Annotated in this window: 19 protein-coding genes and 1 pseudogene; 10 read left to right on the top strand and 10 right to left on the bottom strand. The window is 69.8% G+C overall.

What is annotated here, in order from left to right:
- Positions 1–90: 90 nt before the first annotated feature.
- A complete protein-coding gene (locus tag ACGG9C_RS02780; RefSeq protein WP_071045357.1) occupies positions 91–1,548 on the bottom strand; it encodes a GuaB1 family IMP dehydrogenase-related protein in 1,458 nt (485 codons plus the stop codon).
- A gap of 180 nt (positions 1,549–1,728) precedes the next feature.
- Between ACGG9C_RS02780 and ACGG9C_RS02775 the strand changes: the two genes are divergently transcribed.
- Positions 1,729–5,400, top strand: a complete 3,672-nt coding sequence (locus ACGG9C_RS02775) for a multifunctional oxoglutarate decarboxylase/oxoglutarate dehydrogenase thiamine pyrophosphate-binding subunit/dihydrolipoyllysine-residue succinyltransferase subunit (RefSeq protein WP_083336591.1) — start codon at positions 1,729–1,731, stop codon at positions 5,398–5,400.
- Between the two features lie 90 nt (positions 5,401–5,490).
- Here ACGG9C_RS02775 and ACGG9C_RS02770 read toward each other — a convergent pair whose 3' ends face one another.
- The gene (locus ACGG9C_RS02770; RefSeq protein WP_071045358.1) at positions 5,491–5,733 is read right to left on the bottom strand and encodes a zf-HC2 domain-containing protein; all 243 of its coding nucleotides are present in this window, start codon (positions 5,731–5,733) and stop codon (positions 5,491–5,493) included.
- Positions 5,730–6,329 (bottom strand): sigma-70 family RNA polymerase sigma factor, encoded by a 600-nt coding sequence (locus ACGG9C_RS02765; protein ID WP_390178220.1) that lies wholly within the window; start codon positions 6,327–6,329, stop codon positions 5,730–5,732. The genes ACGG9C_RS02770 and ACGG9C_RS02765 overlap by 4 nt, the downstream gene beginning before the upstream one ends.
- Positions 6,330–6,449: 120 nt before the next feature.
- On the opposite strand from ACGG9C_RS02765, the gene aroA reads away from it, so the two are divergent.
- From aroA to bcp, 3 genes are read left to right on the top strand one after another with little or no spacing between them, the layout of a single operon-like run.
- Entirely contained in the window at positions 6,450–7,805 is a 1,356-nt protein-coding gene (gene aroA, locus ACGG9C_RS02760; protein ID WP_286721001.1) for a 3-phosphoshikimate 1-carboxyvinyltransferase, read from the top strand.
- A gap of 13 nt (positions 7,806–7,818) precedes the next feature.
- Positions 7,819–8,865, top strand: coding sequence for a ribosome small subunit-dependent GTPase A (rsgA, locus tag ACGG9C_RS02755; protein WP_286721000.1), 1,047 nt, complete (start codon positions 7,819–7,821; stop codon positions 8,863–8,865).
- Between the two features lie 18 nt (positions 8,866–8,883).
- Entirely contained in the window at positions 8,884–9,357 is a 474-nt protein-coding gene (gene bcp, locus ACGG9C_RS02750) for a thioredoxin-dependent thiol peroxidase (RefSeq protein WP_390178219.1), read from the top strand.
- 19 nt (positions 9,358–9,376) lie between these two features.
- Here the strand turns inward: bcp and ACGG9C_RS02745 are convergent, their stop codons facing one another.
- Positions 9,377–9,790, bottom strand: coding sequence for a histidine kinase (locus tag ACGG9C_RS02745; protein WP_390178218.1), 414 nt, complete (start codon positions 9,788–9,790; stop codon positions 9,377–9,379).
- A 273-nt stretch (positions 9,791–10,063) separates the two neighbouring features.
- Between ACGG9C_RS02745 and ACGG9C_RS02740 the strand changes: the two genes are divergently transcribed.
- Entirely contained in the window at positions 10,064–10,312 is a 249-nt protein-coding gene (locus tag ACGG9C_RS02740; RefSeq protein WP_036295594.1) for a WhiB family transcriptional regulator, read from the top strand.
- 9 nt (positions 10,313–10,321) lie between these two features.
- Here the strand turns inward: ACGG9C_RS02740 and ACGG9C_RS02735 are convergent, their stop codons facing one another.
- Genes ACGG9C_RS02735 through ACGG9C_RS02725 form a run of 3 tightly spaced genes read right to left on the bottom strand, consistent with a single transcriptional unit; the run spans position 10,322 to position 13,725 of the window.
- Complete coding sequence (locus ACGG9C_RS02735; protein WP_390178217.1) at positions 10,322–11,806, bottom strand: sensor histidine kinase; 1,485 nt, start codon at positions 11,804–11,806, stop codon at positions 10,322–10,324.
- A gap of 9 nt (positions 11,807–11,815) precedes the next feature.
- Complete coding sequence (locus ACGG9C_RS02730) at positions 11,816–13,099, bottom strand: CpaE family protein (protein ID WP_390178216.1); 1,284 nt, start codon at positions 13,097–13,099, stop codon at positions 11,816–11,818.
- On the bottom strand, positions 13,096–13,725 hold the full coding sequence (locus ACGG9C_RS02725) for an SAF domain-containing protein (protein ID WP_286796032.1): 630 nt from the start codon (positions 13,723–13,725) through the stop codon (positions 13,096–13,098). The genes ACGG9C_RS02730 and ACGG9C_RS02725 overlap by 4 nt, the downstream gene beginning before the upstream one ends.
- A 101-nt stretch (positions 13,726–13,826) precedes the next feature.
- On the opposite strand from ACGG9C_RS02725, the gene ACGG9C_RS02720 reads away from it, so the two are divergent.
- Positions 13,827–14,108, top strand: a complete 282-nt coding sequence (locus tag ACGG9C_RS02720; protein ID WP_071045365.1) for a helix-turn-helix domain-containing protein — start codon at positions 13,827–13,829, stop codon at positions 14,106–14,108.
- A gap of 8 nt (positions 14,109–14,116) precedes the next feature.
- Here the strand turns inward: ACGG9C_RS02720 and ACGG9C_RS02715 are convergent, their stop codons facing one another.
- On the bottom strand, positions 14,117–14,716 hold the full coding sequence (locus tag ACGG9C_RS02715) for a hypothetical protein (protein WP_071045366.1): 600 nt from the start codon (positions 14,714–14,716) through the stop codon (positions 14,117–14,119).
- A gap of 127 nt (positions 14,717–14,843) precedes the next feature.
- Between ACGG9C_RS02715 and ACGG9C_RS02710 the strand changes: the two genes are divergently transcribed.
- Complete coding sequence (locus tag ACGG9C_RS02710) at positions 14,844–15,284, top strand: Rv3235 family protein (RefSeq protein WP_071045396.1); 441 nt, start codon at positions 14,844–14,846, stop codon at positions 15,282–15,284.
- Between the two features lie 4 nt (positions 15,285–15,288).
- Here ACGG9C_RS02710 and ACGG9C_RS02705 read toward each other — a convergent pair whose 3' ends face one another.
- Positions 15,289–16,515, bottom strand: coding sequence for a pyridoxal phosphate-dependent aminotransferase (locus tag ACGG9C_RS02705; RefSeq protein ID WP_071045367.1), 1,227 nt, complete (start codon positions 16,513–16,515; stop codon positions 15,289–15,291).
- An 80-nt stretch (positions 16,516–16,595) separates the two neighbouring features.
- Entirely contained in the window at positions 16,596–19,400 is a 2,805-nt protein-coding gene (gene secA, locus ACGG9C_RS02700; protein ID WP_390178215.1) for a preprotein translocase subunit SecA, read from the bottom strand.
- A gap of 188 nt (positions 19,401–19,588) precedes the next feature.
- Here secA and ACGG9C_RS02695 point away from each other — a divergent pair.
- The 3 genes and pseudogenes from ACGG9C_RS02695 to ACGG9C_RS02685 form a co-directional block, all read left to right on the top strand.
- A pseudogene (locus ACGG9C_RS02695) lies at positions 19,589–20,170 on the top strand (PadR family transcriptional regulator); the annotation flags it as partial.
- Positions 20,171–20,308: 138 nt separating this feature from the next.
- The gene (locus tag ACGG9C_RS02690; protein WP_390178214.1) at positions 20,309–22,099 is read left to right on the top strand and encodes a DEAD/DEAH box helicase; all 1,791 of its coding nucleotides are present in this window, start codon (positions 20,309–20,311) and stop codon (positions 22,097–22,099) included.
- Positions 22,100–22,192: 93 nt separating this feature from the next.
- Complete coding sequence (locus ACGG9C_RS02685) at positions 22,193–23,545, top strand: hypothetical protein (RefSeq protein ID WP_390178213.1); 1,353 nt, start codon at positions 22,193–22,195, stop codon at positions 23,543–23,545.
- The last annotated feature ends 55 nt before the right edge of the window (positions 23,546–23,600 follow it).

Below are 23,600 nucleotides of genomic sequence, written 5' to 3'. Positions count from 1 at the left end.
CGCGGTTCACCTGGCGCTCGATGTCGCTTCGGCCGCGCGAGAGGACATCCGATGACAAGCGAACGGATGAGTCCCGGCCGGGAGGCGGCATCACCAGCTGACCGGCAGCGCCTTGCCCTCGTCGTAGCCGGCGGCGGACTGCAGCCCGACGCGGGCGCGGGCGTGGAAGTCCGCCACGGTGGCGGCCCCCGCGTAGGTGAACGAGGAGCGCACGCCCGCCGTGATCATGTCCAGCAGGTCCTCCAGGCCCGGCCGCAGCGGATCGAGGTAGATCTTCGACGACGAGATCCCCTCGGCGAACAGCTCCTTGCGCGCGCGCTCGTACGGGTCCAGCCGGCCGAACCGATCCTGCACGGCCTTCGTGGAGGCCATGCCCCACGACTCCTTGAACACGCGACCGTCGGCGTCGGTCTGCAGGCGCCCGGGCGCCTCGATGGTGCCGGCGAACCACGAGCCGATCATGACGGATGCCGCCCCCGCCGCGAGCGCCAGGGCGACGTCGCGCGGGTAGCGCACTCCCCCGTCGGCCCAGACGTGCGCGCCGGCGGCGCGCGCCGCCTCCGCCGTCTCGAGCACCGCGGAGAACTGGGGGCGTCCGACGGCGGTCATCATCCGCGTCGTGCACATCGCGCCCGGGCCCACGCCCACCTTCAGGATCGTCGCGCCGGCGTCGACGAGGTCGTCGACCCCGGCGGCGGTGACGATGTTGCCGGCCGCGATGGGAAGTCCGAGGTCGAGGTCGGCGACCGTGCGCAGCGCCCGCAGCATGCCCTCCTGATGCCCGTGCGCAGTGTCGACGACGAGCACGTCGACACCGGCCGCCGCGAGGGCTCGCGCCTTGGCGGCGACGTCGCCGTTGATCCCGACCGCCGCGGCGACGCCGAGCCGCCCGTCGCCGTCGACGGCGGGTCGGTACAGCGTCGAGCGCAGTGCGCTGCGCCGCGTCAGCGTGCCCACCAGGTGGCCGTGGTGAAGCACGCAGACCGTCTCGACGTCGGCGGCGACCATCAGATCGAACGCGTGCCGGGCATCCGCGACGTCGTCGGCGTCGATCGACGAGGGGCGGCCTCGGGCGAGATCACCCAGGCGCGCGTCGGGGAGTGCGGTGCCGAGCCGAGCCGCCGGCACGATCCCCTGCACGTCATCGACGAGGATGTCGCCGCCGGAGGCGTCGCTGACGACGATGCCGTGCCCCTCCGTTGCCGGCACGATCTGCGCGGCCTCGGCGACGGTCATGTCCGGCGGCAGCACGAGCGGGGTGTCCCACGTCACGGGTTGCGCCTTCACCCATCGGATCGCCGCGTCGAGATCCTGCAGCGGCATGTCCTGCGGCAGCACACCCAGGCCGCCGCGACGGGAGAGGGTGGCCGCGAGCCGCGGACCGGTGACGGAGTTCATGTTCGCCGCCACCAGCGGGAGCGTGGCGGGAGTGCCGTCGTCGGGCGCGAGGTCGACGTCGAGGCGGCTCGCCACCTCCGATCGACGGGGGACGAGGAAGACATCCGAATACGTGAGATCGACCTCGGGCTGGGCGCCGTAGAACTCCATGGACCCAGCGTAACGAGCCGCCTCCGAGGAGAGCCGCCCCGGGGGTTCGGAATCGTTCTGGCTACCTTCGCGCGCGTGGCGAACGCCCAGCCAGAAGGGACTACGCTTGATCCTCGAGCGTGCGAGCCGCTGACGGTTCGTCGTATTCCACACGATCTTCACGAAAGCGGGCGATAAGGCGTGTCGAGCCAGGTGACGGGCGTCGGGGTTTCGAGCGAAGGGGAGTTCGGGGCCAATGAATGGCTCGTCGACGAGCTGTACGAGCAGTTCAAGGTCGACAAGAACTCCGTCGACAAGGCATGGTGGCCGATTCTCGAGGAGTACAGCCCCGTCAAGGGCGAGGTCCCGGCCCCGGATGGAGCCGCACCGACCGCACACCCGGTGACCGCGCCGGTTCCCGTCATCGGCGCACCGCCGGTGGCGCGCACCACCGCGAAGCCGGCTGCCGCGCAGCCGATCCCGGCCCAGGCGCCGAAGGTCGTGCCCTCCTCTGCTGAGGAGTCGACCGAGGAGGACACGGTCACCGCGCTGCGCGGCATGCCGAAGGCCCTCGCCGCGAACATGGATGAATCGCTGACCGTGCCCACCGCCACGAGCGTGCGCACCATTCCGGCGAAGCTCATGATCGACAACCGCATCGTGATCAACAACCACATGTCGCGCACGCGCGGCGGCAAGGTCAGCTTCACGCACCTCATCGGCTGGGCGATCATCCGGGCGCTCAAGGAGATCCCGAGCCAGAACGTGTTCTACGCCGAGATCGACGGCAAGCCCTCGGTGGTGGCGCCGGCCCACATCAACCTGGGCATCGCGATCGACATCCCGAAGCCCGACGGCACCCGCGCCCTCCTGGTGCCCTCGATCAAGCGCGCGGAATCCCTCTCCTTCGGCGAGTACCTCGCCTCCTACGAGGACCTCGTCGGCCGGGCGCGCAAGAACAAGCTCACCGCGGCCGACTTCCAGGGCACGACGATCTCGCTGACCAACCCCGGCGGCATCGGCACCGTGCACTCGGTGCCGCGACTGATGAAGGGTCAGGGCTGCATCGTCGGCGCCGGTGCGCTGGACTACCCCGCGGAGTTCCAGGGCGCCAGCTCCAAAACGCTCAACGAGATGGCGATCGGCAAGACGATCACGCTCACGAGCACCTATGACCACCGCGTCATCCAGGGCGCCGGCTCGGGCGAGTTCCTCAAGCGCGTGCACGAGCTGCTGATCGGCGAGCGCAGCTTCTACGACGACATCTTCGCAGCGCTGCGCATCCCCTACGCCGCGATCCGCTGGGCGAACGACATCAACGTCGACATCGCCGAGCGCATCGACAAGCAGGCCCGCGTTCACGAGCTGATCAACGCCTTCCGCGTGCGCGGCCACCTCATGGCCGACATCGATCCCCTCCAGTACATCCAGCGCACTCACCCCGACCTCGAGATCGAGCAGCACGGTCTGACCTTCTGGGACCTCGACCGCGAGTTCGTCACCGGCGGCTTCGGCGGCAAGCGCGTGATGAAGCTCCGCGACATCCTCGGGGTGCTGCGCGACTCGTACTGCCGCACGATCGGCATCGAGTACATGCACATCCAGGATCCCGATCAGCGTCGCTGGTTCCAGGACAACGTCGAGGTCAAGTACCAGAAGCCCACGCACGACGAGCAGCTGCGCGTGCTGAAGAAGCTGAACCAGGCCGAGGCGTTCGAGACGTTCCTGCAGACGAAGTACGTCGGCCAGAAGCGCTTCAGCCTCGAGGGCGGCGAGTCGCTGATCCCCCTCCTCGACGAGATCCTGCAGGGCGCGGCCGAGGCGGGGCTCGACGGCGCCGCGATCGGCATGGCGCACCGGGGTCGCCTCAACGTGCTGACCAACATCGCCGGCAAGACCTACGGGCAGGTGTTCCGCGAGTTCGAGGGTTCCGTCGCGATCGGCTCCAAGAGCGGTTCCGGCGATGTGAAGTATCACCTCGGAACGTCGGGGACCTTCGTCGCCGACGGCGGCGAGGAGCTGCCGGTGTACCTGGCCGCGAACCCGTCGCACCTCGAGACGGTCGACGGCGTGCTCGAGGGCATCGTGCGCGCCAAGCAGGACCTCAAGCCCATCGGCTCGTTCTCGTGGCTGCCGGTTCTGGTCCACGGCGACGCGGCCTTCTCCGGCCAGGGCGTCGTCGTCGAGACGCTGCAGATGTCGCAGCTGCGCGGTTACCGCACCGGCGGCACCATCCACGTGGTGGTCAACAACCAGGTCGGCTTCACCACCGTGCCGCAGGACGCCCGCACCTCGGTGTACGCGACCGACGTCGCCAAGACCATCCAGGCTCCGATCTTCCACGTGAACGGCGACGACCCCGAAGCGGTCGTGCGCGTGTCCCAGCTGGCGTTCGCCTACCGCGAGAAGTTCCACAAGGATGTCGTCATCGACCTCGTCTGCTACCGCCGTCGCGGTCACAACGAGGGCGACGACCCGTCGATGACGCAGCCGCTGATGACCAATCTCATCGAGGCCAAGCGCTCCGTGCGGCGCCTGTACACCGAATCGCTGGTCGGTCGCGGTGACATCACCCAGGAGGAGTACGAGCAGGCCAAGCAGGACTTCCAGGGCCGCCTCGAGGTGGCCTTCGCCGAGACGCACGCCGCCGAGACGGGCACCAACGAGGTCGTCAACACCGATGCGGCACCGGATGCCTCGGTCGGCGAGCCCGAGTCGACGGCCGTCTCGCGTGAGGTCGTCCACATGATCGGCGACCGCTTCGTCAACAAGCCCGAGGGCTTCACGGTGCACAGCAAGCTGCAGCAGCTGCTCGACAAGCGCCACGACATGAGCCGCAACGGCGGGATCGACTGGGCATTCGGCGAGCTGCTCGCCTTCGGCTCGCTGCTGGTCGAAGGCACCCCGGTGCGGCTGGCGGGTCAGGATGCCCGTCGCGGCACCTTCGCGCAGCGCCACAGCGTGCTGCACGATCGCGCCAACGGGCAGGAATGGCTGCCGCTGACGAACCTGTCCGACAGTCAGGGCAAGTTCTTCGCCTACGACTCTCTGCTCAGCGAGTACGCCGCGATGGCATTCGAGTACGGATACTCGGTCGAGCGCGCCGAGGCGCTCGTGCTGTGGGAGGCGCAGTTCGGTGACTTCGCCAACGGCGCACAATCGGTGGTGGACGAGTTCATCTCGTCGGCGGAGCAGAAGTGGGGCCAGCAGTCGAGCGTCGTCCTGCTGCTCCCCCACGGCTATGAGGGCCAGGGGCCCGACCACTCGTCGGCCCGCATCGAGCGCTTCCTGGCGATGTGCGCGCAGAACAACATGACCATCGCGCGCCCGTCGACGCCGGCTTCCTACTTCCATCTGCTGCGCCGGCAGGCCTACGCGCGGCCGCGTCGCCCGCTCGTCGTGTTCACGCCGAAGGCCATGCTGCGCCTGCGGGGCGCGACCAGCCCCGTCGACGCGTTCCTCACCGGGCGGTTCGAACCCGTGCTCGACGACGACCGCGGCATCGACAAGAGCGCCGTGCGCCGCGTGCTGCTGCATGCTGGAAAGATCCATTGGGATCTGCGCGCCGAGCTCGAGAAGAACCCGAATCCCGCCGTCGCGCTGGTGCGCCTCGAGCAGTACTATCCGTCACCGGTCGAGGCACTGCGGTCGGTGCTGGCCTCCTACCCCGACGCGGAGCTCGTGTGGGTGCAGGACGAGCCGGAGAACCAGGGTGCGTGGCCGTTCATCGCGCTCGAGCTGTCCAAGCACCTCGATGGCCGCACCGTCCGCCGCGTCTCCCGCGAAGCCGCCGCCTCCACCGCAACCGGTTCACCGAAGGTGCACGCGCTCGAGCAGGCCGAGATCATCAAGACCGCTCTCACGCTGCGCTGAACAGCGCACGGAGCTGTGACGAAGGCCGCCGCACCGCATGGATGCGGCGGCCTTCGTCACACGCCCTGACCGTGGTGGTGCCGTGAACGATCAGTGACCGGCCTGGATGGCCCTCACGCGGGCGAGAACCTGATCGCGCAGATCCTCGGGCGCGGTCTCCCGGCACGCCCGCGCCACCACGTCGGTCAGGGTCGTTGCCACGAGCGCCTCATCGCGACACGCCGGGCAGTGCTCCAGGTGCTCCTTGATGTCGGCGTGCTCGGTCTTGCAGACCTCGTTGCGCAGGTACTCCTCGAGGTCCCGCCGCGCCTTCTCGCAGCCGCAATCGGTCATTTCTCACTCCTCGTCGGCGCGGTCTGGATGCCGCGCTCCCGTGCGTACTCCGCCAACAGATCACGCAGCATCCGCCTGCCTCGGTGCAGGCGGCTCATGACCGTGCCGATCGGGGTCTTCATGATGTCGGCGATCTCCTGGTAGGCGAACCCCTCCACGTCTGCCAGGTAGACCGCCATCCGGAAGTCCTCCGGGATGGACTGCAGCGCATCCTTTACCGCCGACGCCGGCATGTGGTCGATCGCCTCGGCCTCCGCCGACCGGCTGCTCGTGGCGGTGGTGGACTCGGCGCCGCCGAGCTGCCAGTCCTCGAGTTCGTCGATGGTGCCCTGATACGGCTCGCGCTGCTTCTTGCGGTAGGTGTTGATGTAGGTGTTGGTGAGGATGCGGTAGAGCCACGCCTTGAGGTTCGTCCCCTGCGTGAACGACGACCACGAGGCGAACGCCTTCACGAACGTCTCCTGCACCAGATCCGCGGCGTCGGCGGGGTTCCGCGTCATGCGCATGGCCGCCGCGTACAGGGGGTCCATGAACGGCAGCGCCTGCGCCTCGAATTGGGTGCGGGCCTCTTCCGCCGTCTTGGCCTGATCGCTCATCACGGAAAAGTCTACGTCGGCCCCGTGCGAGGTCTCCGAGGCGCCGATATGCGTCGTCACGGGACGACTCAGCGTCGTGATCATGCGGCTCCTCTCGAGGGTTCAGTAATCTAGGAACCGATGACCACCGACGGGTATTCCCCCACGTCCACTCCGGCCGCGACCGGAGCCTGGCAGGCGCCCGTCGCCGACGGGCCGCTGGATTCGACGTTGTCCGTGCCCGGCTCGAAGTCACTGACGAACCGCGAGCTCGTTCTCGCAGCTCTCGCCGACGGCCCGAGTCGTCTGCGTGCCCCGCTCCATTCCGACGATTCCGCCCGCATGGTCGACGCCCTGCGCTCGCTCGGGGTCGGGATCGAGACGGAGGCCGGTGACAGTCCGTTCGGAGACGATCTGGTGATCACGCCGCGCTGGCCGCTGTCGGAGGGCGGCGTCGTGGATTGCGGTCAGGCGGGGACCGTGATGCGGTTCGTCACGCCGTTGGCGGGCTTCACCGGAGGCGAGATCACCGTCACCGCGCACCAGAGCGCGCTGCATCGACCCATGGGAGCGATGATCAAGGCGCTCCGCGACGTGGGGGTCGATATCGACGACGGTGGTCGCTGGTCACTGCCGTTCTCGGTGCGCGGTCACGGGCACGTGCGCGGTGGCGAGATCACGATCGACGCCAGCGCGTCGAGCCAGTTCGTCTCCGGCCTCCTGCTGGCCGCACCCCGCTTCGACGTCGGCCTGCACCTGGTGCACGCCGGCGATCGGCTGCCGAGCATGCCGCACATCGACATGACCGTCGAAGCACTCGCGCATCGCGGCGTGCACGTCGAGCGTCCGTCCGTCGGCGAGTGGATCGTGCCGGCGGGCCCCATCCGCGGCAAGGACATCGCCGTCGAACCCGACCTGTCCAACGCCGCACCGTTCTTGGCCGCGGCGATGGTCGCCGGCGGCCAGGTCACCGTGCAGGGGTGGCCGCCCCACTCCACGCAGCCGGGCGCGATGCTCGCGGACATCCTCGCCGTCATGGGGGCGCGCGTGAGCCGGCGCGGCGGCGCGCTGACCGTCGGGGCCGGCAACGGCATTCACGGCGTCGAACTCGACCTTTCTGCCGCGGGCGAGCTCGCCCCGACGATCTTCGGTCTCGCGGCCTTCGCCGACGGCGAGAGCGTGCTCCACGGCATCGGGCACATCCGCGGTCACGAGACCGATCGCATCGCCGCGCTCATCGGGGAGCTGCGCGCCCTCGGCGGCGAGGCGCACGAGCTCCCGGACGGCATCCGTATCGTGCCACGCCCGCTGCATGCCGGCGTCTGGCGCGCGCACCACGATCACCGCATGGCGACGACGGGAGCCCTCATCGGCCTCGCCGTGCCGGGTGTCGAGGTCGACGACATCGGCACGACGGCCAAGACCCTGCCGCAGTTCCCCCAGCTGTGGCGAGCGATGATCCACGGCGACGACGTGTCGGCGTCACTGGCCTCGTGACGGCGGAGGCGCGGTGAGCTGGCTCGACGACGTCGACGAAGACGACGAGCCGGAGTTCGACGAGTCCGATGTGCGCGTGCGACCGAATCCGAAGGCCAATCGCCCACGCACCAAACGGCGGCCCGCGCACGAGGACGCCGTGGTGTGCCGCGTGCTCGGCGTCGACCGCGGCCGGTACACGGTGCTCGTCGACGAGGACGGACCCGACGAGCATCCCGCACTGGCCACACGCGCGCGGGAGCTGCGCCGCACCGCGATCGTCACCGGCGACCGCGCTCGCGTGGTGGGCGACACGTCGGGCACGGCCGGAACCCTCGCCCGCATCGTCGGCATCGAGGAGCGCACGTCTCTCCTGCGCCGCAGCGCCGACGACACCGACCAGGTCGAACGCATCGTGGTCGCCAACGCCGATCAGATGCTCGTGGTGGTCGCCGCCGCCGACCCAGAGCCGCGCGAGCGGCTCGTCGACCGCTACCTCGTCGCGGCCCTCGACGCGGGCATCCGCCCGCTCATGGTCGTGACCAAGACCGACCTCGCCGATCCGACGCGCTTCCTCCAGCATTTCGAAGGGCTGGACCTGCGGGTGTTCACCAGCGCCCGCGGACTCATCCCCGTCGACGACGTCGGCGCCGCCCTCGTGGGCCACTCCACGGTGTTCGTCGGGCACTCGGGCGTCGGCAAGTCGACCCTCGTGAACGCCCTCGTGCCCACGGCCGGACGCGCCACCGGACACGTCAACGAGGTGACCGGTCGTGGCCGGCACACCTCGTCGTCCACGGTGAGTCTGAGATACCGCGCGGCGGCGGGGAACGGGTGGGTCATCGACACTCCCGGCGTGCGCTCTTTCGGTCTCGGCCACGTCGATCCCGCGAACCTGCTCCAGGGTTTCACCGATCTCGCCGAGATCGCCAGGGACTGCCCACGCGGCTGCACGCATCTTCCCGACGCGCCGGATTGCGCGATCGTGGAGGCCGTCGCAGAGGGACGCCTGGGCGCGCGCGGCGCGGCTCGCCTGGACTCCCTTCAGCGCCTGCTGTCGACCTTCGCCGACCGCGCCTGAGACACCTACGCTGGAGGCATGACGACCACGCGCCTCGAGCCCGGCACGCCCGCACCCGATTTCTCCCTCACCGACCAGGACGGCAGCACCGTCACCCTCGCCGACCTGCGCGGCACCGGCGCCATCCTGTTCTTCTACCCAGCTGCGATGACCCCGGGGTGCACGACGGAGGCGTGCGACTTCCGCGACTCGATCGGTCCGATCCAGGCCGCGGGGTACCGCGTGCTCGGCGTCTCGCGCGACGACCTCGCGAAGCTGCGCGAGTTCCGCGAACGCGACGGTCTCACCTACGACCTGCTGAGCGATCCGGATCATGCCGTCCACTCGGCCTACGGCGCCTGGGGCGAGAAGGTGAACTACGGCAAGAAGATCGAGGGAGTCATCCGCTCGACGATCGTGCTCGACGGCGAGGGAATCGTCGAACGCGCCCTCTACAACGTCAAGGCGACCGGCCACGTCGCGCGGATCCGCAAGCTGCTCGGGCTCGACTGAGTTCGGCTGGAACGGACCGTCAGGCGGAGTCGTCCGCAGCGGCGTCGTCGTCAGCGGCGGCCAACCGCGCCGCCTGACCGGCGGTGACGATCAGCAGCACCAGTTCCACCACTGCCGGCACCGCGATCGCGGCGGCCGTCAGCGGATGGGCGTACTCGCCCGTGGCCGCGCCGAGCGCGACGGCCAGGATCAGCACCTGCGCGACGATCCCTCCCGATCGCGCCATCGACGAACCGCGGTGGACAGCCACCGCGAACGCCCCCAGGCCCACCGCGCCGATCGCGGTCAACACGGCCAGAGCGACGGCCGACACCGTGGATGCGGTGTCGCCGGTCGCGAGCGCAACGATCTGCCAGCCCACCAGCGCGGCGACACCCAGCGCTTCGAGCGCGAGACCGGCCGCGGCGAACGGCGCCATCACGAGTCGGGACATCGGTCTTCACCACTCCTTCTCAGTCGTCGCCGACGGCTGCGCATCTGCTCGCCGTGCAGCACCCGTGGCGACCTTCGAGGCGTCTTGGAGGAAACCTCCGCGAAACCCCACGGTAAACCCTTGATTCGACTCGTGTGCTATGGGAGGATCTTCGGAGCCGTGTGCTCCCACAGCGCCGTGGGGCGAGCGATCCGCTCGCATCCCTCCACAGGGTATCGGAACCCGATCCGGGCTCTGGGACATCCCCCACCATCCGTCGCAAGGAGCACCACCATGGACTGGCGTGACAAGGCCGCCTGTTTGACCGTCGACCCCGAGCTGTTCTTCCCGGTCGGCAACACCGGCCCCGCGGTCGACCAGATCGAGAAGGCCAAGGCCGTGTGCGCCCGGTGCACCGTCACCGAGATCTGCCTGCAGTACGCCCTGGAATCCGGCCAGGACTCGGGCGTGTGGGGTGGGCTCAGCGAAGACGAGCGCCGGGCTCTGAAGCGACGCGCCGCTCGCGCGCGCCGCGCCAGCTGACGCTCCGGTTCATCTCGCTGCGCGACCGATGTAGCGCAGCGGGATGTCGATCGTGACCTCGGTCCCGCTTCCCACGAGCGTGTGCCAGTCGATCGCTCCGCTGAGCTCTCCCTGAATCAGCGTGCGGACGATCTGCGTCCCGAGGCCTCGCCCGACCTGCCCCTCGGGCAGTCCGGATCCGCTGTCGCGAACCCGCACCGCGAGTCGCTCCTCGGTGCGCTCGGCGATGATCTCCACCTCGCCCTCGCGGCCCGCGAGGCCGTGCTCGACGGCGTTGGTGACCAGCTCGGTCAGTGCCAGCGCGAGCGGGGTGGCGTACTCGCTGGGAAGCGTGCCGAAGCGCCCCGACTTGCGGGTGCGCGCACGAGTGCTGGGTGACGCGGCCACCTCGGCGACGAGCTTGAGGACGCGGTCGAAGACGTCGTCGAAGTCGACCACCTGCGTGAGGCCCTCCGACAGGGTGTCGTGGACGACGGCGATGGCCGAGACGCGGCGCATCGCATGCGTCAGGGCGTCGCGCGCCTCGTCGGTGTGGGAGCGCCGCGCCTGGATGCGCAGCAGGGACGCCACCGTCTGCAGATTGTTCTTGACGCGGTGGTGGATCTCGCGGATCGTCGCGTCTTTGGTGATGAGCTCCTGCTCCTGGTGACGGATCTCGGTGACGTCGCGGCAGAGCACGATCGCGCCGATGCGCGTGCCGCGATCGCGCAGCGGAATCGTGCGCAGTGAGACCGTCACGCCGCGCGCCTCGACATCGCTCCGCCACGGCGCCCGGCCGGTGACCACCAGGGGAAGCGACTCGTCGAACTGTCGCTTCTCCGGAATGATGCGCGTGGTCACCTCGACGAGCGGCTCCCCCTCGAGCTCGTCGTCGAAACCGAGCCGGTTGAACGCCGACAGGGCGTTGGGGCTGGCGAAGGTGACGATGCCGTCGACATCGAGTCGGATGAGCCCGTCCGAGGCACGTGGCGCCCCTCGCCGCGGAGCGGTCGGGGCCGACAGGTCAGGGAAGTCTCCCGACGAGATCATGCCGAACAGTTCGTCGGCGCAGTCGTTGAAGGTGATCTGCTGGCGGGACGGGGTTCGCGCCTCGCCCAGGTTGGTGTGGCGGGTCAGCACGCCGATGGACGACGAGCCGCCGTCCTTGGCGCGCACGATCGGCACCGCCCGCACCCGGGTCGGCGTCTCCTCGAACCAGTCCGGCGATGCCGAATCGACGATCTCGCGGATGCGATGCGCGTCGCGCACCTGCGTGCGCCACTGCGGCCGCACGCGGTCACCGACGATGTCGCGGTAGAACAGGGTCGCCGCGCCGCTCGGGCGGGCGTGGGCGATCGCGACGAAGGAGTCGTCAGCCGTCGGAACCCAGATCACGATGTCGGCGAAGGCGAGGTCTGCCAGCAGCTGACCGTCGCCGGCCAGACGATGCAGCCACTCGACGTCGGCGTCGTCGGAAAGGCCCTGGGAGTAGACGAGATCGCTGAGGGTCGACACGCCTCTAGCCTAAGAGGTCGCTCCGACCACGCTGTGCGTGCGACCTCCGCGACGGGTCGCACGCGCGGCCGGCGCGGTCGCGGCCGGCGTGGGCGGGAGCACCGCCTCCCCCACGATCCGACGAATCCCCGCGATCAGCGGCGAGCGCGGCGCGGCGAGGGCGATGGGACGCGCAGCCAGCAGCGCGGCGTCGGCCGAGCGGGCGTCGGCCGGCAGGAAGCGCACGTCGGAGATGCCGCCGAATCGATCGAGCGTGCGCCGCACCTGCCCGCGCGCGTCGATGCCGAGCGCACCCGGGCGGAGTCGATTCGCCACCGTGAGCACCGGAGTCGCCCCCACGACCGCGCGCAGGTCCGCGTAGCCGCGCAGGAATCTCGCGACGCCGACCGGGTCGGCCGCCGCGACTGCGACGACGAGATCAGCCGAGCGGAGGGCGGCGAGGGTCGCACCGTTGCGGCGCGGCGCATCGAGGTCGCTCATGATCTCCTCGTCCTGCTCCAGAGAAGCGGACACGTCGACGACGGTGTGATCGACCCAATCGCGGCAGGCCTCGAGGGCCGAGGACACGCGAGCCTCGGCCAGTTCCGGCCAGCGCGAGGGTCGGTTGATTCCGGGCAGGACCTCCACGCCGCTGCGTTCCAGGGGCAGCGCGATGCGGGTGAGTTCTCGGGCGTCGAGGGTGCCCAGAGCCGCCTGCCGGCACGCGGCCGCGAATCCCGGGCCCTCGTCGGCGAGGCCGAGGGAGAGCGCGATCGACGGCGCATGCGAGTCGGCGTCGACCAGGGCCACACGGCGATCCCCGCGTGCAAGTTCCACGGCGAGCTCGATCGCGACCGTGGAGCGCCCGGGTGACCCGTGCGGGCCCCACACCACGATCGTCCGGGGCCCCGCGGTCGCCGGGCGGGACTGCTCCTTCGCGGCGACCGCGACGCTCGGCAGCGCGTCCGCCACGGCGAACGCCTCCGCCGTGGCGGGCAGGATGGTCAGCAGCCCGAACGAATGCGCGACGCGCTCGTCGTCGTCATCTCCGACCAGCGCCACGATCCTCACGGCGCGGCGGTCGCACAGTCCGACGAGGCCGTCGGTGAGGGTGCGCCGGCGCACTCGCAGGATGAGCACGTCGACCTCGGCAAGCGCCCCGAAGAACGCGTCACCCTCATCGCCGAATGCCCCGTCGGCGGCGGCACGCGCGGGGGTGTCCGCCGAGACGACGGCGACGACGTCGATTCCTTCCTCGCGCAGTCGCGACGCGGCCGTGCTCCCCTCGTCATCGACCGCGAGGATCGCCCTCATCGGCCGCCTCCGACCGCGGGCACGACCGACAGGGCGGACTGGTCCGCCATCGCCGCGAGTGCGACGGAGACATCCGCTCGCGGGATCACGACCTCGAGCGCGACATCGGCAGTGCCGACGACCGCATCGTCACGCGCGACGGACACGACGGTCGCGTCGGGCACCAGGATGCGCGGGGTCTCGTAGCCGCCGTCCTCCGCCAGCGGAGCCGCCCACACCTCCACGACCGACCCGGCGCTCACCGAGGCCGGAACGTCGGTCGCCGTGTGCAGCACGATCGTCGTGCTCGCCGCGTCTTCACCGGCACCGACGGCATCGTGCGGAACGAGTTCGCCGGCGGCCACCGTGCGGGTGGTCACCGCCCCGAGCTCGAGCTCCTCCGGCGACAGATACGCCTCGTCGAGGGTTCCGAGTGCCACCTCGACCACGCGCACGTCGGTCGCGGAGATCACGTCGCCGGGCACGAGCGTGGTCGCGGCCGCGATCGCAGGGGCGGTCTGACGCGCAGCGCTCACCACGAACCACACGCCCGCGACGGAGGCGAGGATGAGGACGATGCCGAGCAGGAAGCGCACGTCCACCCAGGGTGCGCGACGGCGGGCGCGCACGGTTTCGGAGCTGGTCATGTGCACCATCGTGTCGCAGCGCGCCGGCCGGCCCCGAAGGTTATCCACAACACGCTCGCGACACCCGCTGACGACACACGGTCGGGGTCGATAATGGGGTCATGCCCGATTCGCCCACCGCCGGAGGCCGACTTCTCGCGCCGGCCCAGGTCGCCGAGGTGCTCCAGATCGAGGTGGGCGAAGTGCTGGCACTCGTGGAGCAGGGCCGACTGACGGGGATGCGCGTGGGTTCTCCCGCCCGGTGGCGCATCGAGGAATCCAGCGTGGCGGCATACCTCGACGATCAGGCCGAGGAAGCCCGACGCATGGCGCTGTGGCGTCAGTCGAATGCGGCGAGCTTTCCGGAGCTGTGGGGCACCGGCGTGGTGCGAAACCCCGACTGAGGAGCCCGTCAGCCGAGGGGGACGGGAGTGGTCGCGTCGACCTGCACCCGCGCGATCGTGCCGTACGGCACGATCCGATACCCGGTGATCGCCGCAGCTCGCCGCGCGCTTCCCGCGTCGTGCAGCGCCAGATCGAGATGGTCGGCGCCCGCGCGATCGACGGTTCCGTGAAGCAGGCGACCGGCGTGAAGGTGCACGCCGACGGCGACGCGTCGTCGCACCAGATCGCGCATCGCGAATCCGAACGTCATCTTCTCGGCCAGGGCGGAGCCCTGGGGAGCGGGGCGCGCGGATCGAAGGAGATCGGCGTGGGAAGCCGCCAGCTCCGTGATGGCTGCGAGCGGTACGAGCGCGGCACCGCCGCCGTCGCCCTCGAGCGCGGAGAACCAGTCGGCCCCGACGCCGGCGACGGTCGCGTGAAGACGCGCACCGTCGACGAGAGCGACCGTGACCGAGGCCCGGTCAGCGGCGAAGGAGAGCAGTCTCTCGCGCAGCGACACCCGCGACAGACGCAGCCTCTCGGCTTCGGTGTCCAGCGCGGCGCGCTCGGCCTCCCACTCGGAGGCGAGCTGATCTTCGAGGTCGTCGAAGAAGCGATCCCAGCGCACGAGACGAGGCTAGCCGCGACATGAGGGTTCGATGAGAAGTTATCCACAGGAGCCTTCCGGGCGGTTCCTGAACATCCGCTGTGTGCTCTACTTCTGGCAGATCGACCGACAGGAGAGCAGGGGGGCCATGGTTCAGAACTCTTCAGGCGCAGCCCGCGCCGCATCCGGACCGTGGAGCACCACGGCGGTCTCGGAGTACTTCGCACCGCAGCCGACGTCGACGAGCGACCTTCCCGAGCCCACGCAGCTGCTGCGCAATCTCAGCGTCGGGGTGCTTGAGGTGATGTCGGGCGTGCGCGAGATCGAGCAGCTCGCACGATGGATGACCGAAGACGTCTTCCGCGTGCTCCTCACCCGCGCCAACCTCGCCACGCGTGCCCGCAGCGCCCGCGGCGTTCCCGCGTCGCGGCCGGTGCACACCGTGCTGTCGGTGCGCCACACCTCGCCCGCCGACGGCGCGGTCGAAGCGGTCGTCGTGGTCCGCGGTCCGGCGCGCACCCGCGCCATCGCCATTCGCCTCGAAGGCATGGACGGGCGCTGGCGCGCGACGTCGCTCGCACTCCTCTGAGGCGCTACTGCTTGTAGGAGGCCAGGAAGTTCCCCAGGCGCTCGATCGCCTCCGTGAGCACGCGAGCCTCGGGGAGCGTGACGATCCGCAGGTGGTCGGGGGTCGGCCAGTTGAACCCGGTGCCCTGCACCAGCAGCACGTGCTCGGCGACGAGGAAGTCGTACACGAGCTTGAGATCGTCGTGGATCTCGTACACCTCGGGGTCCAGCCGCGGGAACGCGTAAAGCGCACCCGACGGTTTCACACACGTCACGCCCGGGATCGATTCGAGCGTCTTCCACGCGGCATCCCGCTGCTCGTGGAGGCGCCCGGAGGAGGCGATGAGGGCATCGATCGACTGCACACCCGACAGGGCGGCCTGCACCGCGTGCTGCGCCGGCACGTTGGGGCACAGGCGGGTCGAGGCCAGCAGGGTGATCCCCTCGAGGAATCCGCCGGCGTGGGTCTTCGGGCCGGTCACGACCAGCCAGCCCGACCGGTAGCCGGCGACGCGATACGTCTTGGACAGTCCGTTGAAGGTGAGGCACAGCAGGTCCGGGGCGACCGATGCCATCGGGATGTGCTGGGCGTCGTCGAACAGGATGCGGTCGTAGATCTCGTCGGCGAGCAGCAGCAGGGAGTTCTCCCGGGCGATCTCGGCGATCCCGTCCAGCACCTCCCTGCTGTAGACCGCACCGGTGGGATTGTTCGGGTTGATGACCACGATCGCCTTGGTGCGATCCGTGACCTTCGAGCGGATGTCCTCGAGGTCCGGCTGCCAGCCGTTCTGCTCATCGCACACGTAGTGGACCGGGTTCCCCCCGCCGAGGCTCGTCATCGCCGTCCACAGCGGGTAGTCCGGCGCGGGGATCAGCACCTCGTCGCCCTCGTCGAGCAGGGCCTGCATCACCATCGTGATGAGCTCCGAGACACCGTTGCCGAGGTACACGTCGTCGGGATCGAACGCCGGGAATCCGGGGATCTCCTCGTAGCGGTACATCACGGCTCGTCGCGCCGACATGATCCCGCGACTGTCGCTGTAGCCGTGCGCGTGCGGGACCGCCTCGATCATGTCGCGGACGATCTGGTAGGGCGCGTCGAATCCGAAGACGGCGGGGTTGCCCGTGTTGAGCTTGAGGATCGTGTGGCCCTCGGACTCGAGCCGGTCGGCCTCGACGAGCGCCTGTCCGCGGATCTCGTACAGGACGTTCTTGAGCTTGCTCGACTGGTCGAGGGGGCGAAGCGGACTCATCGGATCACTCTATCGCCGCTCTCGCGGCGCCACAGTCCGGGCCGTGAGGCCAATCGGATGCCGGTGGCACCGCCGAGCGATCAGTTCTTCTTGCCGGCCGCGCGACGCTGCGCGCGGTTCTGCGGGGCGGCCGCGGGCGCATCCGCGCCGTCGGCCTTCTGCCCGAAGGCTCCGCGCGGAGCCTCGGCAGCGGGAGGCTGAGCCGCCTGAGCCGCCTGGCGCACGCGGGTGGTCTCGGCCTGCTGCACCTGACCGCGCTCGTTGCGCACTTCGACCTCGCCGGCGTCGTTGGCCGCCGAGTACTGCAGGCGCTGCCCGTCCGACGGAGTGGCCGACAGGCCCTTCGCCTCCACCTGGGTGACCTGCTGCCCGTCGGCGGCCTTGCGCACCTCGACCTCGAGGTTGAAGAGGTAGCCGACGCACTCCTCCTTGATCTGCGCCATCATCGACTGGAACATCTGGTAGCCCTCGCGCTGATACTCGATCAACGGGTCGCGCTGGGCCATCGCACGCAGGCCGATGCCGTCCTTGAGGTAGTCCATCTCGTAGAGGTGGTCGCGCCAGCGGCGATCCAGCACCTGCAGCACCACCCGCCGCTCCAGTTCGCGCATGGCTTCGGAGCCCAGGGTCTCTTCGCGGGACTCGTAGGCGATCCGCGCATCCGAGAGCACCTCGCGCTTGAGGCCCTCCGAGGTGATGCCGCCCTTGCGACCGGCGCCTTCGGCGACGACCTCGTCGATCGTCACGCCCACCGGATAGAGCGTCTTCAGCTCGGTCCACAGGGCGTCGAAGTCCCAGCTCTCGTTGTGACCGGCGCCGGTGTGGTCGTCGATCACGGCGCCCACGGCGTCTTCGATGAAGTGCTGCACACGGTCGGCGATGTCGTCGCCGTGCAGGATGTGACGGCGGTCGGCGTAGATCGCCTCGCGCTGGCGGTTGAGCACGTCGTCGTACTTCAGCACGTTCTTGCGCACCTCGGCGTTGCGTGCCTCGACCTGGGACTGCGCGCTCTTGATCGCTCGCGAGACCATGCCGGACTCGATGGCGACGTCGTCGGGGAAGTTCGTGCGCGACAGGATCGCCTCGGCGGCCCCGGACTGGAACAGACGCATGAGCGTGTCGGTCAGCGACAGGTAGAAGCGGCTCTCACCGGGGTCGCCCTGGCGCCCCGAGCGTCCGCGCAGCTGGTTGTCGATGCGGCGCGACTCGTGGCGCTCGGTTCCCAGCACGTAGAGTCCACCGGCCTCGCGCGCGGCCCGTCCCTCTTCGGCGACCCGTTCGCGCGTCGCTTCGTAGACCTCGTCCCACGCGGCCTCGTACTCGTCGGGGGTCTCGTGCGGGTCGAGCCCCTTCGCCTTCATCTCCTGCACCGCGAGGAACTCGGCGTTGCCGCCGAGCATGATGTCTGTACCACGACCGGCCATGTTGGTCGCGACGGTGACCGCGCCGGGACGCCCTGCTCGGGCGACGATCTCGGCCTCGCGAGCGTGGTTCTTCGCGTTCAGGACCTCGTGCTTGATGCCCTTCTTCGCCAGCAGGCGCGAGAGATACTCGCTCTTCTCGACGCTGACCGTTCCGACGAGCACGGGCTGGCCGGCCTTGTGTCGCTCGGCGATGTCTTCGGCCACCTGCACGAACTTGGCCTCCTCGTTCTTGTACACGAGGTCGGACTGGTCCTTGCGGATCATCGGCTTGTTGGTGGGGATCGGCACGACGCCGAGCTTGTACGTCGACATGAACTCGGCGGCCTCGGTCTCGGCCGTGCCGGTCATGCCGCCGAGCTTGTCGTAGAGGCGGAAGTAGTTCTGCAGCGTGACGGTCGCGAGGGTCTGGTTCTCGGCCTTGACCGGAACGCCCTCCTTCGCCTCGATCGCCTGGTGGATGCCCTCGTTGTAGCGACGCCCGACGAGGATGCGCCCGGTGTGCTCGTCGACGATCATCACCTCGTCGTTCATCACGACGTAGTCGCTGTCGCGCTTGAAGAGCGCCAGCGCCTTGATCGAGTTGTTGAGGAACGAGATGAGCGGGGTGTTCGCCGACTCGTAGAGGTTGTCGATGCCGAGGTAATCCTCGACCTTCTCGATGCCCGGTTCCAGCACGCCGACGGTGCGCTTCTTCTCGTCGACCTCGTAGTCGACACCCGACTCGAGGGTGCGGGCGATCTTCGCGAACTCCACGAACCAGCGGTTCGCCTCCCCGGACGACGGGCCCGAGATGATCAGCGGCGTGCGGGCCTCGTCGATGAGGATCGAGTCGACCTCATCGACGATGGCGAAGAAGTGGTCGCGCTGGACCATGTCTTCCTTGCGCCACGCCATGTTGTCGCGCAGGTAGTCGAATCCGAATTCGTTGTTGGTGCCGTAGGTGATGTCGGCGGCATACTGCTGGCGACGCACGTCGGGCGTCTGACCCGACACGATCGTGCCGGTGGTCATGCCGAGCGCACGGAAGACGCGGCCCATGATGTCGGACTGGTACGAGGCGAGGAAGTCGTTGACGGTGACGATGTGCACGCCGCGGCCGGCGATCGCGTTGAGGTAGGCCGGCAGGGTCGCCACCAGGGTCTTGCCCTCACCGGTCTTCATCTCAGCGATGTTGCCGAGATGAAGCGCCGCGCCGCCCATGATCTGCACGTCGTAGGGGCGCTGGCCGAGCGTGCGCTTGGCTGCCTCGCGAACCGCCGCGAACGCCTCGGGCAGCAGCTGGTCGAGCGTCTCGCCCTTCTCGAACCGCTCGCGCAGCTCGGCCGTCTCGCCGCGCAGCTGCTCATCGGTGAGATGCGTGTAGTCCTCCTCGAGCGCGTTGACGGCTTTCACCGTCTGCTGGAGGCGCCGCAGGATGCGGCCTTCTCCGGCACGAAGCAGTTTCTCGAGGGCGTTTGCCACGGAATGTCTCCATCTCTCGGGCGGGCGACTCCCGCGCACGCCATCGGGCGCCCGGCGGGCATACCCGACCATGTTATCGGCCCGTGACCTTCGCGTGCGCTGGGTACTCCGATACTCGACATGCATATGCTCGGCATGTACATACTCGGTATCCATCGAGCCGGTTCGCCCCGGAGGTGGGAGGACACATGTCCGTTCGTCAGAGCCTGCTCGCGATCCTCGATCAGGGCCCGTGCTACGGATATCAGCTGCGCACCGAGTTCGAGCGCCGCACCGGATCGACGTGGCCCCTGAACGTCGGCCAGATCTACAACACGCTGGACCGTCTCGAACGCGACGGCCTCGTGATCAAGGGCGACAGCGACGAGCACGGCCACGTCTACTGGTCGATCACGCGGGCCGGCTCGACCGAGGTCGCCGCGTGGCTCGGCTCCCCCGTCGATCGCGGACAGGGCACTCGGGACCAGCTGGCGATCAAGCTGGCCGTCGCGGCGACGCTCCCGGGGGTGGACGTCGGCGAGGTCATCCACACGCAGCGACACGCATCGCTCGCGCAGCTGCAGTCGCTCGAGCGTGCGAAGAAGGCCGCGGGCGACCCCGCGGGGCCGCAGGAGCTCGCCCGGTCGCTCGTGGTCGACTCGATGATCTTCGCCGCCGAAGCCGAGGTTCGCTGGCTCGACCACACCGAGCAGCGCCTGGCACGCCATCCGGAGCATGCCATGTCCCTCGAGGTGTCAGCCGAGCGGCCCAAGCGGGGTCGCCCCGCCAAGAACCGCGACGCTTCCAGAGGAAAATCCGCGCCAGGAGGACGAGAACCCGCGGATGCATCCTCTGCAGACGGGATCTCCTCTGCGGCGGCCGGGCTCGGCGTGGTGGCGCCCACCCATCCGGGCCGCCTACCCTGAACTGTGACCGAAACCGACGCTCCCGCCGCATCCGACGCCGCCGCCGAGACCGCCGCGCCGACCTTCTCCGACCTCGGCCTGAGCGATCCGGTGCTGAAGGCCCTCCGCGAGATCGGGTACGAGACGCCGTCGGCGATCCAGGCCGCGACCATCCCGACCCTGCTGTCCGGCCGCGACGTGGTCGGCATGGCGCAGACCGGAACCGGCAAGACCGCGGCGTTCGCCCTGCCGATCGTCGACCGCCTCGACCCCGCGCAGAAGAACCCGCAGGCGCTCGTGCTCGCACCGACGCGCGAGCTCGCGCTGCAGGTGTGCGAGGCGTTCGAGAAGTACGCCGGTCACCTCAAGGGCGTTCACGTGCTCCCGGTCTACGGCGGCCAGGGATACGGCGTGCAGCTGTCGGCACTCCGGCGTGGCGTGCACATCGTCGTCGGAACGCCCGGCCGCATCATCGACCACCTCGAGAAGGGCACGCTCGACCTCTCGGGGCTGAGCTACCTCGTGCTCGACGAGGCCGACGAGATGCTCAAGATGGGCTTCGCCGAGGACGTCGAGACGATCCTCGCCGAGACACCCGACACCAAGCAGGTGGCCCTCTTCTCGGCGACCATGCCCGCGGCCATCCGCCGCATGTCGAAGCAGTATCTGCACGATCCGGAAGAGATCACGGTCAAGACGAAGACCACGACCTCGGCCACGATCTCCCAGCGCTACCTGATCACGGCCTGGCAGCGGAAGATGGATGCGCTCACCCGCATCCTCGAGGTCGAGAACTTCGACGGCATGATCGTCTTCGGGCGCACCCGCAGCATCACGGAGGAGATCGCAGAGAAGCTCCGCGCCCGCGGCTACTCCGCCGCCGCGATCAACGGCGACATCGCGCAGGCGCAGCGCGAGAAGACGGTCAATCAGCTGAAGTCCGGCAAGCTCGACATCCTCGTCGCGACCGATGTGGCCGCGCGCGGCCTCGACGTCGAGCGCATCTCCCACGTGGTCAACTACGACATCCCGACCGACACCGAGTCCTACGTCCACCGCATCGGCCGGACCGGGCGCGCGGGACGCACCGGCGACGCGATCTCGTTCGTCACGCCCAAGGAGCGCTGGCTCGTCCGGGCGATCGAGAAGGCGACCCGCCAGGAGCTCACCGAGATGAGCCTGCCGAGCGTCGACGAGGTCAATGAGACGCGCCTGTCGCGCTTCGACGACCGCATCACCGCGGCGCTCGCGGAGAGCGAGCGCGTGGACCGATTCCGCGACATCGTCGCTCACTACGTGCGCCACCACGACGTGCCCGAGGTGGACGTCGCCGCCGCCCTCGCGATCGTCGCCCAGGGCGAGACACCGCTGCTGCTGGACCCCGACGTCGAGCCGGCGCGTCCGCCCCGTGACCGGGACGACCGACGCGACCGGAGCGACCGGCGCGAGAACGACCGTGGCGACCGCCCCGAGCGGCGCGCGGGCCAGTATGCGATGTACCGCATCGAGGTGGGCAAGCGGCACCGGGTCGAGCCGCGGCAGATCGTCGGCGCGCTCGCGAACGAGGGCGGACTGCGTCGCGACGACTTCGGACGCATCCAGATCCGTCCCGACTTCTCGCTGGTCGAGCTGCCCGCCGACATGTCGCGCGACACGCTCGACCGGCTGTCCGACACCCGCATCTCGGGGCGACTCATCGAGATCCGGCCGGACACCGGTGGCCCGGCCCGACGCCGCAGCGGTGGCGACGAGCGGCGCCCTCCCCGCGACCGTGACGCGCGCGGCGAGCGCAAGCCGCGTCGTCGCGACGGCTGACCGCGGCTCGACCGCGACGCGGCGCCGGCACGACGACGAGCGCTCTCAGCGAACCCGCATCGAGCGCATCCGTCGCGCTCGTAGGATCGAGACATGGCCGGATTCTGGGGCAGACGCAAGCGCGAACGCGAGGAACTTCACGCCCAGGACGTCGACCTCGCGCGGGATGCGCAGCGGGCTCTGGTCGAGGTGGACGAGCGCATCCGCGTGACCACCGACGAGCTCGCCTTCGCCGTGGCGGAGCTGGGGGAAGGGCCCACCGGTGATCTGCGAGACGCCCTCGACGCGGTGCGCACGCATCTCGCCGAAGCCTTCCACCTGCACCAGCTGAACCACGACGAGATCCCGGACACTCCGGAGGAGCTGCGCACGCGCAATGCGCGCATCGTGCAGCTGTGCACGTGGGCCGACGAGCTGCTGGATGACCGCACCGACGCTCTCGCCGAACCGATCGAGCGCGCACGGCGTGCTCCCGAGATCATCGCCGGCGTGCGACGGGATGCGGAGCGCCTGCGCACCCGGATCCCCCACGCCCGAGAGACGGTCTCGCGCCTCGCGGAGCGCTACAGCGCCGCCGCGCTCGGCCAGGTCGCCGACAACGCGGCCGAGGCCGACCAGCTGCTGCGCTTCGCCGAGCACAGCGCCGACGTCGCCGAACGCCGGCGCGACGCCGGACAGCGCGAACAGGCCAATCTCGCCCTCGAGACGGCGACCGAGGCGGCCCGCCGGGCGGCGACGCTCGTCGATGCCGTCGAGACCTTCGAGATCGAGGCGCTGCGGGCCGAGTCGACGCTCGCCGCGATCGTGGAGGACTCCCGCGGCGACCTGGTCGCCGCGGGGTCCGCACCCCAGGTGCCGACGGTCGCCGAGGCGATGACCGCCCTGCAGTCCGCGCTGGCAGCCCTCCCCTCACCCGGCGCCAAGACCGACCCCTTCGGCGACCTGTCCCGGCTGCGTGAGGCGAACACAGGCCTCGACGCGGCCATCGCCGCCGCTGAGGAGCGGGCACGGCGCGTCATCCCCGACCTCGCCCACGTGCGTCACGCCATCGACGACGCGGACCGGCAGCTGCACGTGGCCCGCGACGTGATCGCGGGTCACCGCGGATGGATCGGAGCCGACGCACGAACCCGCCTCGCCGAGGCCGACCGGGTGCGGCAGGACCTGGACCGCCTCGTCGGCGGATCGGCAGCGACCGCGCCCGACATCGCGGAGGACGATCGCGAGCAGGCGATGGTCCTGTCCCGCCGCGCAGCGACCCTCGCCGGCGAATCGCTCCAGCTCGCCCAGCGGGACATCGACTCCTCCCGTCCGCCGGGCGGACCCGATCAGTGGAACGGCGGCTGGGGCGGACCTCAGCGGGGCGGCCGCGGTGGCGGCGATCTCATGGGCGGCATCCTCGGCGGCCTCGTCATCGGCGGCCTGCTCGACGGCATGTTCGACTGAACCTCAGCGCTCCATCACGAACGAAAACCCCCGGGTCGCAGGGCCCGGGGGTTTC

Source organism: Microbacterium sp. MTN4-26 (assembly GCF_042846595.1).
Lineage (GTDB): Bacteria > Actinomycetota > Actinomycetes > Actinomycetales > Microbacteriaceae > Microbacterium > Microbacterium luteum.
The sequence above is the reverse complement of the archived record's forward strand: the minus strand, read 5'-3'. Positions and strand labels throughout refer to the sequence as shown.

What these genes read in the sequence shown, in the direction of transcription:
- ACGG9C_RS02705 (WP_071045367.1), bottom strand. Translation starts at nt 16,515, where the DNA reads ATGAGTCCGCTTCGCCCCCTCGACCAGTCGAGCAAGCTCAAGAACGTC.
- aroA (WP_286721001.1), top strand. Translation starts at nt 6,450, where the DNA reads ATGACCACCGACGGGTATTCCCCCACGTCCACTCCGGCCGCGACCGGA.
- ACGG9C_RS02780 (WP_071045357.1), bottom strand. Translation starts at nt 1,548, where the DNA reads ATGGAGTTCTACGGCGCCCAGCCCGAGGTCGATCTCACGTATTCGGAT.
- ACGG9C_RS02720 (WP_071045365.1), top strand. Translation starts at nt 13,827, where the DNA reads ATGCCCGATTCGCCCACCGCCGGAGGCCGACTTCTCGCGCCGGCCCAG.
- ACGG9C_RS02770 (WP_071045358.1), bottom strand. Translation starts at nt 5,733, where the DNA reads ATGACCGATTGCGGCTGCGAGAAGGCGCGGCGGGACCTCGAGGAGTAC.
- bcp (WP_390178219.1), top strand. Translation starts at nt 8,884, where the DNA reads ATGACGACCACGCGCCTCGAGCCCGGCACGCCCGCACCCGATTTCTCC.
- ACGG9C_RS02685 (WP_390178213.1), top strand. Translation starts at nt 22,193, where the DNA reads ATGGCCGGATTCTGGGGCAGACGCAAGCGCGAACGCGAGGAACTTCAC.
- ACGG9C_RS02740 (WP_036295594.1), top strand. Translation starts at nt 10,064, where the DNA reads ATGGACTGGCGTGACAAGGCCGCCTGTTTGACCGTCGACCCCGAGCTG.
- ACGG9C_RS02745 (WP_390178218.1), bottom strand. Translation starts at nt 9,790, where the DNA reads ATGTCCCGACTCGTGATGGCGCCGTTCGCCGCGGCCGGTCTCGCGCTC.
- ACGG9C_RS02730 (WP_390178216.1), bottom strand. Translation starts at nt 13,099, where the DNA reads ATGAGGGCGATCCTCGCGGTCGATGACGAGGGGAGCACGGCCGCGTCG.
- ACGG9C_RS02710 (WP_071045396.1), top strand. Translation starts at nt 14,844, where the DNA reads ATGGTTCAGAACTCTTCAGGCGCAGCCCGCGCCGCATCCGGACCGTGG.
- ACGG9C_RS02765 (WP_390178220.1), bottom strand. Translation starts at nt 6,329, where the DNA reads ATGAGCGATCAGGCCAAGACGGCGGAAGAGGCCCGCACCCAATTCGAG.
- ACGG9C_RS02725 (WP_286796032.1), bottom strand. Translation starts at nt 13,725, where the DNA reads ATGACCAGCTCCGAAACCGTGCGCGCCCGCCGTCGCGCACCCTGGGTG.